The sequence below is a fragment of the Streptomyces sp. NPDC044003 genome (assembly GCF_056435185.1).
In genome coordinates, this window is the sequence record NZ_JBWKFA010000002.1 from 527,505 (window position 1) to 540,926 (window position 13,422).

Annotated in this window: 10 protein-coding genes; 4 read left to right on the forward strand and 6 right to left on the reverse strand. The window is 71.4% G+C overall.

What is annotated here, in order from left to right; translation table 11 throughout:
* Window positions 1-23 precede the first annotated feature (23 nt).
* From AC07AW_RS08995 to AC07AW_RS09010, 4 genes are all read right to left on the reverse strand, one after another.
* Window positions 24-728, reverse strand: coding sequence for a VC0807 family protein (locus tag AC07AW_RS08995; RefSeq protein ID WP_478814775.1), 705 nt, complete (start codon window positions 726-728; stop codon window positions 24-26).
* 107 nt (window positions 729-835) lie between these two features.
* The gene (locus tag AC07AW_RS09000) at window positions 836-1,426 is read right to left on the reverse strand and encodes a TetR/AcrR family transcriptional regulator (protein WP_478814776.1); all 591 of its coding nucleotides are present in this window, start codon (window positions 1,424-1,426) and stop codon (window positions 836-838) included.
* A 16-nt stretch (window positions 1,427-1,442) separates the two neighbouring features.
* Window positions 1,443-2,480 carry an aldo/keto reductase gene (locus tag AC07AW_RS09005; RefSeq protein ID WP_478814777.1) on the reverse strand — a complete coding sequence of 346 codons (1,038 nt, stop codon included), beginning with the start codon at window positions 2,478-2,480 and terminating at the stop codon, window positions 1,443-1,445.
* A 64-nt stretch (window positions 2,481-2,544) separates the two neighbouring features.
* On the reverse strand, window positions 2,545-3,981 hold the full coding sequence (locus AC07AW_RS09010) for an MFS transporter (protein ID WP_478814778.1): 1,437 nt from the start codon (window positions 3,979-3,981) through the stop codon (window positions 2,545-2,547).
* A gap of 101 nt (window positions 3,982-4,082) precedes the next feature.
* Here AC07AW_RS09010 and AC07AW_RS09015 point away from each other — a divergent pair, with 101 nt between their 5' ends.
* Window positions 4,083-5,015: an MmyB family transcriptional regulator gene (locus AC07AW_RS09015; RefSeq protein ID WP_478814779.1), complete on the forward strand. Its 933-nt coding sequence runs from the start codon at window positions 4,083-4,085 to the stop codon at window positions 5,013-5,015.
* On the opposite strand, the gene AC07AW_RS09020 is transcribed toward AC07AW_RS09015, so the two are convergent.
* A complete protein-coding gene (locus AC07AW_RS09020; protein WP_478814780.1) occupies window positions 4,985-6,427 on the reverse strand; it encodes an MFS transporter in 1,443 nt (480 codons plus the stop codon). The two genes, AC07AW_RS09015 and AC07AW_RS09020, sit on opposite strands and share 31 nt — an antisense overlap.
* Before the next feature lie 52 nt (window positions 6,428-6,479).
* Here AC07AW_RS09020 and dusB point away from each other — a divergent pair, with 52 nt between their 5' ends.
* The 3 genes from dusB (at window position 6,480) to AC07AW_RS09035 (ending at window position 12,284) form a co-directional block, all read left to right on the forward strand.
* Complete coding sequence (gene dusB / locus AC07AW_RS09025; RefSeq protein WP_478814781.1) at window positions 6,480-7,616, forward strand: tRNA dihydrouridine synthase DusB; 1,137 nt, start codon at window positions 6,480-6,482, stop codon at window positions 7,614-7,616.
* 356 nt (window positions 7,617-7,972) lie between these two features.
* Window positions 7,973-10,684 (forward strand): pyruvate, phosphate dikinase, encoded by a 2,712-nt coding sequence (gene ppdK, locus AC07AW_RS09030; protein ID WP_478815314.1) that lies wholly within the window; start codon window positions 7,973-7,975, stop codon window positions 10,682-10,684.
* A 565-nt stretch (window positions 10,685-11,249) separates the two neighbouring features.
* The gene (locus AC07AW_RS09035) at window positions 11,250-12,284 is read left to right on the forward strand and encodes an ArsR/SmtB family transcription factor (protein WP_478814782.1); all 1,035 of its coding nucleotides are present in this window, start codon (window positions 11,250-11,252) and stop codon (window positions 12,282-12,284) included.
* Here AC07AW_RS09035 and AC07AW_RS09040 read toward each other — a convergent pair.
* Window positions 12,254-13,411: an alkaline phosphatase PhoX gene (locus tag AC07AW_RS09040; protein ID WP_478814783.1), complete on the reverse strand. Its 1,158-nt coding sequence runs from the start codon at window positions 13,409-13,411 to the stop codon at window positions 12,254-12,256. The genes AC07AW_RS09035 and AC07AW_RS09040 overlap by 31 nt on opposite strands.
* Window positions 13,412-13,422: the final 11 nt, after the last annotated feature.

The following is a 13,422-nucleotide window of genomic DNA, read 5'->3' on the forward strand; positions in this document are numbered from 1 at the left end:
GAACCGGGGGCTTTCCCGTGTCGTCAGGCGGTTGCGGCGGCGGCGGCCGCCGCCTCGGCCTCGGCCTGGCGGCGGGCTCCCTCCGCCGCGCGGCGCTTCCCGAACCAGGCCGTCCACACGCCGAGGGCGCCGAGGACGCCGTAGATCATGATCGGGCTGAGCGTGACCATGGTCTTGGTCGCGAGCACGTACGCGAGAGCGATACGGACCAGGGCCTCGGCCACGTACGCCACGCCCCACACCAGCGTCATGGTGCGCATGGTGGAGCGGAAGCCCTCGAACTGCCACATGCCGTTCCACCAGGCCGTGGACTCCGGGGTGCCGTCGGTCGCGAACTTGCGGCCGAAGTAGAACATCAGCGGGCGCGGGGCCAGCAGCGTCCCCAGACAGAGCAGGCCGAACAGGCCCGTCACCGAGGAGTCCTTGATCAGCAGCGCGCGTGCGGTGTGCGCGCCGACCAGCGAGACCACGGCCGTGATCACCAGGAAGACCAGGGTGACCATGGCGAACTCGTCGATCTTGCGGCGCCAGGCCGCCATGATCGCGGTGTCGAGAACCGGCCAGGCGCTGCTCAGGAGCAGCGCGGAGAACTCGGACCAGCCGTGGTCCTCGGTCAGCGTGTTGTACGTGAGGATCGGCGCGACGACGTTCAGGCCGATGGTGAGGACCCAGCCGATCGCGGAGGCCCCGCCTGATCGGGCCGGCTTGGCGGGTGCGGGCGCGGACATGGTTCCCCCTGGGTGCTTTTACGGTCGCGGTGCGGGAGAACCTTAGTCATGCACAGGATAGGGAAGGGAAAACTCCACGCCAAATGATCTTCAAATGGTGAGACGGCTCAGGCCCGCAGCGCCCGCTGCACCAGGGAGACGACCGCCGCGAACGCGGACTCGACGTCCGGGGCCGACCACTCGGCGGCGTGCGCCGGGTTGTGGAAGCGGTCCGTGGCGTCGAAGACCGCGCGGGCCGTGGTGGCGAAGTCCCGCTCCGGCGCCGCGAACAGACCCTCGCGGTGACCGTCCTCCAGGATGCGGGCGATCTGCTCGACGAGGTGCTCCTCGTGCCGGTCGACCACCGCACTGTTCTCGCCGATCAGCACCTGGAAGGTGGCCATCAGCTCCGGATCGCCGCCCGCCTTCTTGCGCTTGAGCGCGAACAGGGCCGTGAGCCAGCCGGTCAGCCGCTCGTCCGCCGGACCCCCGGCCTCGACGTACGGCCCGAGGGCCACGATCGTCCGCTCCAGCCACCGCTCGGTGACCGCCTCGCGCAGCGCCGCCTTCGTGCGGAAGTGGCGGTAGACGCTGCCGTGACTGACGCCGAGCACCCGGGCCACGTCGACGACGGTCGCCTTCGCCGGCCCGTAGCGCCGCAGCACCTCCTCGGTGGCTTCGAGGATGCGCTCTGCGGTCAGGGTCTCGGTGGCGGCCATGGAATGACAGTACCCGTCAGTGCTCGCTGTCCAGGTGGGCCATCTGGGCCTCCGGGTAGCGGGCGCCGGAGGCCGCGTTCGCCGGGACCGCCTCCTCGATCGCGGTCAGGTCGGCGGCGTCGAGCGTGACGTCCAGGGCGCCGAGCGCCTCGGTGAGCCGGTCCCGGCGGCGGGCGCCCACCAGGGGCACGATGTCCTCGCCCTGAGCCAGGACCCAGGCGATCGCGGTCTGGGCGACCGTGACGCCCTTGGCCTCCGCGATCGCGCGCAGCCGGTCCACCAGGTCCAGGTTCCGGCCGAGGTTCTCGCCCTGGAAGCGGGGGGACATCCCGCGGAAGTCGCCCGGCGCCAGCTCGCGGTCCCGGGTGAAGTGGCCGCTGATCAGGCCCCGGGAGAGGACTCCGTACGCCGTGATGCCGATGCCCAGTTCGCGGGCGGTGGGGAGGATCTTCTCCTCGATCGAGCGGGAGATCAGGCTGTACTCGATCTGGAGGTCCGCGATCGGGGCGACGGCGGCGGCCCGGCGGAGGGTGTCCGCGCCGACCTCGGAGAGGCCGATGTGCTTCACGTGCCCCGCCTCGACCAGCTCGGCGATCGCGCCGACGGTCTCCTCGATCGGCACGTCCGGGTCGACGCGGGCGATCCGGTAGATGTCGATGTGGTCGGTGCCGAGGCGCTGGAGCGAGTACGCGGCGAAGTTCTTCACGGCGGCCGGGCGGCCGTCGTAGCCGGTGAACCCGCCCTCGACCGTGCGCAGGGCGCCGAACTTCACGCTGGTCAGCGCCTGCTCGCGGGCGGCGGAGGGCGCGGTCCGCAGCGCCTCGTTGATGAGCAGCTCGTTGTGGCCCATTCCGTAGAAGTCGCCCGTGTCGAGCAGGGTGACGCCGGCGTCCAGGGCCGCGTGGATCGTCGCGATCGACTCGGCGCGGTCGCTCTCGCCGTACAGGGCGGACATGCCCATGCAGCCGAGGCCGAGCGCGGAGACTACGGGGCCGGTGGTGCCGAGGGGACGGGTGGGGACGGCGGTCTTCGGGGTCTTTGCTGTGGTGGTCATGGAACAACCATGACATGTGCAATGACAGATTTCAATATCTGTCACTCCATCTCCCACGTCCGGCTCACTTCACCGTGCGCGGCAGGCGCAGGCTCAGCAGCAGCGTCACCGCCACCACACCCAGCTGGACCAGGAGCGTCGTCCGCAGCGCCCCTCCCATGTCCGCCGGCGTCGAGGCCAGCGAGAGGAACAGCGAACCCAGCGTCGCCACGCCCAGCGTCAGCGCCGACTGCTGCGTGGTCACCATGACCCCGCTGCCCACGCCCGCCCGCTCCGACGGCACTTCGGAGAGCACCACCCGGAAGAGCACCGGCAGCTGGAGCCCCTGACCGAGACCCGCGACCGCCATGCCCGGCACCAGCTCCCCCACCGAGAGCCCCTGCCAGTCGTGCCCCACCGACCAGGCGATCGCGGCGACGCCGACCCCCTGGAGCAGGGCCCCCACCGGCACGACCCGGGTGCCCCAGCGCCGTACGAGCCGCGGCCCCGCCAGCGAGGCGCCGAAGAACGCCAGCGCCATCGGCACGAGCGCCAGGCCCGAGGCCACCGCGCCCGTCCCCAGGCCCTGCTGGAGCGCCACCGCGATCACGAACATGAAGCCGCTGAAGCCCAGCGAGAGCGGCAGCACCACCGCGAGCCCGCGCCGCAGCGGGACCAGGGCGAGCAGGCTCGGCGGGACCAGCGGGACGGCGCCCCGGCGGTCCGCCCGCCGCTCCACCCACCAGAAGGCCCCGGCCGCGAACGGGAACACCGCGAGCGACACCCAGGTCCACAGCGGCCAGCCCGCCGCCCGGCCCTCCGTCAGCGGCGCGAGCAGGGTGAGCAGCGCGAGCGCGAGGAGCAGCGTGCCCGGCACGTCCACCGGCGCGGGCCGGTCCGAGCGGGTCTCCGGCACCGTGCGGACGGCGAGGGCCAGGCCCGCCACCGCCACCGGCACGTTCACCAGGAACACCGCGCGCCAGCCGGAGCCCGCGATGTCGGCGGTCACGAGCACCCCGCCCAGGATCTGGCCGCCCGCCATCGCGAGACCCGCGGTCGCCCCGTACAGGCTCAGCGCCCTGGCCCGGCGCGGCCCCTCGGTCGAGGAGGTGATGGTCGCGAGCACCTGCGGCAGCATCAGCGCCGCCGCGGCGCCCTGCGCCACCCGCGCCGCGACCAGGGTCCAGGCGTCCGGGGCGAGCCCGCAGGCGAGCGAGGTGAGGCCGAAGGCGGCCATGCCGGCGAGGAAGAGCCGGCGGCGGCCGAAGAGGTCGCCGAGCCGCCCGCCGAGGACGAGCAGCACGGAGTACGCCAGGCCGTACCCGGCGACGACCAGCTCCAGGAGCGCCGGGCCCGCGGCCAGGTCGTGGTCGATGGACGGCAGGGCGACGTTGACGATGAAGAAGTCGATGAGGGGGAGCGCGGCCCCGAGCAGGACGGTGAACAGGCCGAGTGCGCCGAGCGCCGGGGCCCGGCGGCCGGCCGGGGCCACGGTACGGACGGAAGGGGAGGTCGTAGTCACGGGACCGAGCCTCCGCCTCCGCTCAGCCTGGTACCAGAGTGTCCTTATCCTGGTACAAGCACTACCTGGAAACCGGCTGACCGGCCCGGCACGCTGGAGGCATGACCGTCATGGCGATGCGCGCACCCTCGGACGCGGCGAACGAGACCGACGTCGCGCCGAACGAGACCGACGTACGGCGCCACGAACTCGCCGCCTTCCTGCGCTCCCGCCGCGAGCGCATCACCCCCGAGCAGGTCGGGCTGCCCCGGGGCCGGCGCCGCCGCACCCCCGGACTGCGCCGCGAGGAGGTCGCGCACCTCTCCGCCGTCGGCGTCACCTGGTACACCTGGCTCGAACAGGCCCGCGACATCCAGGTCTCCCCGCAGGTCCTGGACGCCCTCGCCGGGGCCCTGCTGCTCGACCCGACCGAGCGCAGCCACCTCTTCGCCCTCGCCGGAGCGGCCGACCCGCACCCCGAGGCGCCCTGCTCCGCCGTCACACCCACCCTGCGCCGGCTGCTCGACCAGCTGGAGCCCGTCCCGGCGGCGATCCAGAACAGCCGGTACGACTTCCTCGCCCACAACCGCACCTTCGGGCAGCTCTTCTGCGACCTGGACGCGCTGCCCCGCGAGGACCGCAACTCCCTCTGGCTGGCCTTCACGAACGAGGACTTCCGGGCCTCGGTCACCGATCTGCCCGAGGTCATGCGCGCGCTCGCGGGGAAGCTCCGCGCCGCCATGGCCGAGCACCTGGCCGAGCCCGCCTGGAAGGAGCTCGTACGCCGCCTGGAAGAGGCCTCGCCCGAGTTCCGGGAGCTCTGGGCCCGGCACGAGGTGGTCGCCCCCGGCGGCCGCGTGAAGGTCATCCGCAACGCGCGCGTGGGGCTGCTCAGCTTCGAGCACACCAACCTCTGGCTCGGCCCGAACGCCGGGACCCACCTCGTCACGTACGTCCCCGTGGACGACGCCACCCAGGCCGGCGTCGCCCGCCTGCTCGACCTGGTGGTCCGCGAAAGGCAGGGTCAGGTCGAAGGGGCCTTGGCCATCGCCTGAGGCCCGCCCTCCGTCGAACCCTCCGGCGCCAGGCACCGAGCCGTCCGCTCCGCCGTGCGCCGCGCCCACGCACCGCTGGTCAGCGCCCCGACCGCCAGGACGGCGAGCCCGCAGCCCGTGATGATCCAGTAGCCGGGGCGGGCCGCCGCCACGAACGCGTCCGCCTGCGGCGCGGCGCCGGCCCCCGCCGCCAGGACCGTGCCGATCACCGCGACGCCGAGCGTCTGCCCGACCTGGCGGCTCGTCGAGGCGACGGCGGCCGCCACGCCGGCCTGCGCGCGGGGCATCCCGGAGACGGCGGTGTTCGTGATGGGGGCGTTCACCAGGCCGAAGCCGATGCCGAAGACCACGTACCCGGTGAAGAGCAGCGCATCGCTCGTCTCGGCCGAGAAGGCCGCGAAGAGCAGCGGCCCCGCCGCCATCGCCGTCCCCGCGAGGAGCAGCGAGGGGCGCGGCCCGCGCGCCGCCGTGAGCCGCCCCGACAGCGGGGCGAAGACGAAGGTCATGCCGGCCATCGGCAGCATCCAGAGCCCGGCGGACAGCGGGGAGAGCCCGCGCACGTCCTGGAGGTAGAGCGTGTTCAGGAAGAGGAAGCCGCCGAGCGAGGCGAAGGCGCAGACCGCGATGACGGTGGCGCCGCTGAACGGCGCGCTGCGGAAGAACCGCAGGTCGATGAGGGGCTCGCGGCGGCGGGGCTCGTAGAGCAGCAGCCCGATGAGCGCGGCGGCCGCGATCCCGGCGAAGAGCGGGTCGGTCTCGATGATCGCGTACGTGAGCGAGCCGAGGAGCGCCGTCACCAGGAGCTGCCCGACGGGGTCGGGGCGCCGGGGGCGGGGCGCGCGGGACTCGGGGACGTACTTCATGGTCAGGAGCAGGGCGACGAGGGCGACCGGCAGATTCACCCAGAAGATCGCCCGCCAGCCGACCGACTGGACGAGCACGCCGCCGACCAGCGGCCCGGCGGCCATGGAGACGCCGACGACCCCGCCCCAGACGCCGATGGCACGCGCGCGTTCCGCCGGTTCCGTGAAGGTGTTCGTGATGATCGACATGGCGACCGGGTTGAGCATCGAGCCGCCCACGGCCTGGACCGCCCGGAAGGCGATCAGGGCCTCCAGGTTCGGCGCGAGGGAGCAGAGCAGCGAGCCGAGGGCGAAGACGGCCAGGCCGGTGACGAAGACCTTGCGGCGGCCGATCCGGTCGGCGGTGGAGCCCGCGAGCATCAGCAGGGAGGCGAGGACCAGGGTGTAGGCGTCGATCGTCCACTGCATGCCGGCGACGGTGGCGCCGAGGTCGCGGCGCATGGCGGGCAGGGCGACGTTCAGCGCGGTGTTGTCCAGGCTGACGATGAGCAGGCTCATGCAGCAGATCGCGAGGACGACGAGACGGCGACCGCGTGTGAGCTCGGGCATGTGCGGATCGTATGGCTGTCTAAGAAACTCCGCAGTGCGGGACAATGGCCGAATGACCGCGTTCACCCCTCTCGCCATCGGGCCGCACATCGTGCAGCCGCCGGTGGTGCTCGCCCCGATGGCCGGCATCACCAACGCCCCCTTCCGTACCCTCTGCCGTGAGTTCAGCGGCGGCAAGGGGCTGTTCGTGAGCGAGATGATCACGACACGCGCCCTGGTCGAGCGCAACGAGAAGACGATGCAGCTCATCCGCTTCGACGAGACGGAGAAGCCGCGCTCGATCCAGCTGTACGGCGTGGATCCGGTGACGGTCGGCAAGGCCGTGCGGATGATCGTCGACGAGGACCTCGCCGACCACATCGACCTGAACTTCGGCTGCCCGGTCCCCAAGGTGACCCGGAAGGGCGGCGGCTCCGCCCTTCCCTACAAGCGGCCGCTGCTGCGGGCGATCCTCCACGAGGCCGTGACGAACGCGGGCGACCTGCCGGTCACGATGAAGATGCGCAAGGGCATCGACGACGACCACATCACCTTCCTCGACGCCGGGCGGATCGCCGTCGAGGAGGGCGTCACCGCGATCGCCCTGCACGGCAGGACCGCCGCCCAGCACTACGGCGGTACGGCCGACTGGGACGCGATCGCGCGGCTCAAGGAGCACGTCCCGGAGATCCCGGTGCTCGGCAACGGCGATATCTGGTCGGCGGACGACGCGCTGCGGATGATGCGGGAGACGGGCTGCGACGGTGTCGTCGTGGGCCGGGGTTGCCTGGGCCGCCCGTGGCTCTTCGGGGACCTGGTGGCGGGCTTCGAGGGCACCGGGGCGTACGCGCAGCCGGGGCTTCGGGAGGTCGCGGACGCGATGGTGCGGCACGCGCGGCTGCTCGGCGAGTGGCTGGGCGACGAGGCACGCGGTGTCATCGACTTCCGCAAGCACGTGGCCTGGTACCTGAAGGGCTTCGCGGTCGGCTCGGAGATGCGCAAGAAGCTCGCGATCACCTCTTCTCTGGACGAGCTGCGCGCTCAGTTGAGCGAGCTCGACCTGGACCAGCCGTGGCCGGTGGGTGCGGACGGTCCTCGGGGCCGTACGTCCGGAAACAACCGAGTCGTCCTGCCGGACGGCTGGTTGAAGGACCCCTACGACTGCGCCGGGGTGAGTGAGGACGCCGAGCTGGACACGTCCGGCGGCTGAGATCCGGCCCTTCTGGGGGAGTGATCCTCGCCACCCTTGAGGGGGATGGTGCTCAGATGAGCAGGTTACGGGTGGCTGCACAGCCTGAAGGGGTGGCACTGAGTGCCATCCCTTTTGCGTTCAAGAGTTGAACGCAAGTGCTCGATTGGGCGCTCATGTGAGCGGTTAGGGGTTGGATTGGGCCAACTGGCCTTCGGGCCGTGAAACCGGAAGCTTCGCCTCGGTAACTTTCGAAGTGCTGGCGGACGGGTGGTTAAAACCGTGTGACCGGCAGGCGTACCTCCCCAGAAGCCTTCGATCTGGGTATGTTCCTCGCCGTCAGGGCAGCCAACCGAGTCATCGAGGAGTCGGGACCCGTGTCGGAAATTAATGATCAGAAGTTCGTCTACGACTTCACCGAGGGCAACAGGGACCTGAAGGACCTGCTCGGTGGCAAGGGCGCCAACCTCGCCGAGATGACCAACCTCGGCCTGCCGGTGCCTCCGGGCTTCACGATCACCACCGAGGCGTGCAAGGTCTACCTCGAGAGCGGCTCGGAGCCGGTCGAGCTCCGCGACGAGGTCACCGCGCACCTCGACGCCCTCGAGCAGCAGATGGGCAAGAAGCTCGGCCAGGCCGACGACCCGCTTCTGGTCTCCGTCCGCTCGGGCGCCAAGTTCTCCATGCCGGGCATGATGGACACCGTCCTCAACATCGGCCTCTCCGACGAGTCGGTGGCCGGCCTCGCCCGCCAGGCCGACAACGAGCGCTTCGCCTGGGACTCGTACCGCCGCCTCATCCAGATGTTCGGCAAGACCGTCCTCGGCGTCGACGGCGAGCTCTTCGAGGAGGCCCTCGACGAGGCCAAGGCCGCGAAGAAGGTCGCCAGCGACACCGACCTGGACGCCGCCGACCTCAAGAAGGTCGTCAAGCACTTCAAGAAGATCGTGAAGGCCCAGACCGGCCGCGACTTCCCGCAGGACCCGCGCGAGCAGATGGACCTCGCCATCGAGGCCGTCTTCAACTCCTGGAACACGGACCGCGCCAAGCTGTACCGCCGCCAGGAGCGCATCCCGGGCGACCTCGGCACCGCCGTCAACGTCTGTTCGATGGTCTTCGGCAACCTCGGCCCCGACTCCGGCACCGGCGTCGCCTTCACCCGCGACCCCGCCTCCGGCCACCAGGGCGTCTACGGCGACTACCTGCAGAACGCGCAGGGCGAGGACGTCGTCGCCGGTATCCGCAACACCGTGCCGCTGGCCGACCTCGAGTCGATCGACAAGAAGTCGTACGACCAGCTCATGCACATCATGGAGACGCTGGAGACCCACTACAAGGATCTCTGCGACATCGAGTTCACCATCGAGCGCGGCCAGCTCTGGATGCTCCAGACGCGCGTCGGCAAGCGCACCGCCGGTGCCGCCTTCCGCATCGCCACGCAGCTCGTGGACCAGGGCCTGATCGACGAGGCCGAGGCGCTCCAGCGCGTCACCGGCGCCCAGCTCGCCCAGCTGATGTTCCCCAAGTTCGACGAGAACGCCAAGGTCGAGCAGATCGGCCGCGGCATCGCCGCCTCCCCGGGCGCCGCCGTCGGCAAGGCCGTCTTCGACTCGTACACGGCCGTCAAGTGGTCCCGCTCCGGCGAGAAGGTCATCCTGATCCGCCGCGAGACCAACCCGGACGACCTGGACGGCATGATCGCCGCCGAGGGCATCCTCACCTCCCGCGGCGGCAAGACCTCGCACGCCGCCGTCGTCGCCCGCGGCATGGGCAAGACCTGTGTCTGCGGCGCCGAGGAGCTGGAGGTCGACACCAAGCGCCGCCGGATGACCACGGCCGACGGCCAGGTCGTCGAGGAGGGCGACGTCGTCTCCATCGACGGCTCCACCGGCAAGGTCTACATCGGTGAGGTACCCGTCGTACCGTCCCCGGTCGTCGAGTACTTCGAGGGCCGCATGCACGCCGGCGCCGACGACGCCGACGAGCTCGTCGCCGCCGTCCACCGGATCATGGCCTACGCCGACCGCGTCCGCCGCCTCCGCGTCCGCGCCAACGCCGACAACGCCGAGGACGCCTCGCGCGCCCGCCGCTTCGGCGCCCAGGGCATCGGCCTCTGCCGCACCGAGCACATGTTCCTCGGCGAGCGCCGCCAGTACGTCGAGCGCCTCATCCTGGCCGACACGGACGCCGAGCGCGAGGAGTCGCTGAAGGCGCTGCTCCCGCTGCAGAAGCAGGACTTCATCGAGCTCTTCGAGGCCATGGACGGGCTGCCCGTCACGGTCCGTCTGCTCGACCCGCCGCTGCACGAGTTCCTGCCCGACATCACCGAGCTCTCGGTGCGCGTCGCCCTCGCCGAGTCCCGCAAGGAGCCGCACGAGAACGACCTGCGCCTGCTCCAGGCCGTGCACCGGCTGCACGAGCAGAACCCGATGCTGGGTCTGCGCGGCGTCCGCCTCGGTCTGGTCATCCCCGGCCTGTTCACCATGCAGGTCCGGGCGATCGCCGAGGCCGCGGCCCACCGCATCGACGCCAAGGGCGACCCGCGCGCCGAGATCATGATCCCGCTCGTCGGCACCGTCCAGGAGCTGGAGATCGTCCGCGAGGAGGCCGAGCAGGTCATCGCCGAGGTCCAGGCGCAGACCGGCGTCGAGCTGAAGCTCGCGCTCGGCACCATGATCGAGCTGCCGCGCGCCGCCGTGACCGCCGGTCAGATCGCCGAGGCCGCGGAGTTCTTCTCCTTCGGCACCAACGACCTGACGCAGACGGTCTGGGGCTTCTCCCGCGACGACGTGGAGGCCTCGTTCTTCACCGCGTACCTGGAGAAGGGCATCTTCGGCGTCAGCCCCTTCGAGACCATCGACAAGGACGGCGTCGGCGCCCTCGTGCGCAGCGCCGTCCAGGCCGGCCGCGCCACCCGCCCCGACATCAAGCTCGGTGTCTGCGGCGAGCACGGCGGCGACCCGGAGTCGGTGCACTTCTTCCACGAGGTCGGCCTCGACTACGTCTCCTGCTCGCCCTTCCGGATCCCGGTGGCGCGCCTGGAGGCCGGTCGCGCCGCCTCGGGGGCGAAGGGCAGCGACAGCCGCTGAGCCTGCTGAACCGGGGTTCAGGAGCGGCGGTCGGGCCCTCCTGAACCCCGGTTCAGCAGCGGGCTTCACAGCCACCGGGGCCGCCGTCGGTCACCTCTTGACCCTCACCGACGGGCGGCGGCTCCGGATTCACAAAGAGACGGGACGGACACCTTTTGTGCGGAGGTGTCCGTCCCGTTGTTTGTTCGTTTGTTTGTCGAGCTGATGTGAGTCAATGTTCAATTGCGGCCGATTGGATTATTGGCCATTGAACTTGTTTGATTCCTCAGCGCAAAGAACGGGGCGGGCGCGGCCCCCGGATCCCCACCCGGAGGCCGCGCCCTTTACCGATGCCGGGCAGGTGAGCCGCAACCTCGCCGACCGCCGCCGGACGGGCAAAGCCCCCCACGGTCTTCACCACGTCACCTCGGTCCTGAAGGTTTCCTGCCCGACCCGTACAGCTTTTCGGTTCCCCCCTGATTGCCGCGATGCCTTTCAACTGTGGCTGAAACACCCTGGTAACGTGCAGTGATGCTGTGCATACTCGTCGTCGGGGGTGGTTGCGAGTGCACAGGTGGGGACCTTCATGCTGCGGATTCATTTCACCGCGAACGATTTGGCAGGGGTGCGGACGGCCGCCCGGCCGGACGTTCTGTGGGAAACGATTCTGAGCTTTCACCGTTTAAGGGACCGGCGCGGCCCCGTCGTCTACGGGGAATGGCGCGCGGACGCCCGGATGCGGCTCGGCGGTGAGACCCGGCTCCTTGCCGCGCTCGTCCCCAGCCGCGGCTATTTCCCCGACTTCCTGACGCCCGCCGAGGGCGTCCACGGACTCGACGAGGGCCTCCAGGCCATCCGCGCGACCGAACACGACCGGCTCCGCGGCGAGCTCTCGCTGCTCGCCGCCGACCGTTCCGGCGGCCGGACCGTGCCCCACTCGCTGCGCGCCCTCGCCGACGGCGGCGCGGAGCCCTTCGACCGGCTCGTCGGGGCCCTGCGCAGCTACCACCGGGCCGCGATCGAACCGTACTGGCCGCACGTCCGGGCCCGCGTCGAGGCCGACCGGGCCCGCCGCGGCCGCGCGCTCCTGGACGGCGGCGCCGAGGAGCTGCTCGCCTCGCTGCCGCCGATGCTGCGCTGGCGCGCACCCGTCCTGGAGGCGGACTACCCGGTCGACCGGGACGTCCACCTCGACGGGCGGGGCCTGCTGCTCCAGCCCTCGTTCTTCTGCCGGGGGACCCCGGTGGTGCTGCGCGACCCCGCGCTGCCGCCGGTCCTCGTCTACCCCGTCACGCACGGCGAGACGCCGACCGTCCGCGCGCCTGGCGGCTCCTCGCTGGCCAAGCTGGTCGGCCAGACCCGCTCGGCCGTCCTGCACGCCATCGGGGACGGCGGCACGACCAGCGAGCTGGCCCGCAGGGCCGGGGTGTCGCTCGCCTCGGCCAGCCAGCACGCGGGCGTCCTGCGCGAGGCCGGGCTCATCGCGACCCTCCGCCACGGCAACGCCGTCCTGCACACCCTGACACCGCTGGGCGCCGCCCTCCTCGGCGGCGCCCAGCGGCAGGTCGACCTGCGGTGCTACACGGGTGGCTACGCGCGGAACGGGCCGGTCACCTCGTAGGTGATGCCGCCCGAGGAGCTGCCGCTCGTGCCGCGCTGGCTGGAGAAGTACAGCCGCGTGCCGTCGGGGGAGAAGGCCGGTCCGGTGATCTCGGAGCCGGACTGGCCGTTGATCCGCAGGAACTGCGTGACGACGTCGTCCGGGGTGATGAGGCAGATCTCCATGTTGCCGCCGTCCTCGGCGACGTAGAGATCACCGGAGGACGAGCCGGTGATGTTGTCCACGCCGGTGAGCGGGGCGCCACCGCCGACCACCAGCGAGTCGTCGTAGGCCAGCTCGTAGGTGCCGGCGGCCAGGTTGACCTGCCAGACCCGGTTGTCGCCCTTGGTGGTGAACCAGACGGTGTCGTTCGCGTAGTGGCAGCCCTCGCCGCCGTTGAAGTGCTTCGCGCCGGAGACCTGGGTACGGGTGGTGGTCGGGGAGCCGTCCGGGTCCGGCACGTTCTGCCAGCCGAAGGTGCCGGAGGTGCCCGAGCCGGCGGTGAGGACCTGGAGGGTGCCGGAGGAGAGGTTGCCCCAGGTCGTGGGGATGAACCGGTAGAAGCAGCCGTCCGTCTCGTCCTCGGTCAGGTAGACCACCTGGCGCACCGGGTCGGCGGCCGCGGCCTCGTGCTTGAACCGGCCCATCGCGTCACGGCGGGTGGCGGTGCCGCCCCACGGGTTCGTCTCGTAGACGTAGCCGAGCGACACCTCCTCGCAGGACAGCCAGGTGTTCCACGGGGTCTTGCCGCCGGCGCAGTTCTGGCGGGTGCCGGAGAGGATGCGGTACGCGCCGGTGATCGCGCCGGCGGAGTCGAACCTCACCGCGCTCGCGCCGCCGCTCGGGTTGATCTCCGAGTTCGAGACATAGATCCAGCCCGAGCCGTCGGCGAAGCAGGCGCCGCCGTCGGGGGCGTTGTGCCAGGCGTACGAGGTGCCGGTCACGGTCTGGCCGGACCGGGCGATCACCCGGCTGGTGAACCCGGCCGGCAGCTGGATGCCGTTCGCGTCCGCCGCGCCCAGCGCCCCGTAGGGGCCGGCGCCGGGCTGTGCGGGGGCGGCGACGGCCGCGCTCTGCCACAGGCTGCCGCCGAAGGCGGCGGCCGAGGTGCCGATGACCGCTCCACGCAGGAAGGTGCGTCGCTCCACGTCTCACTCCT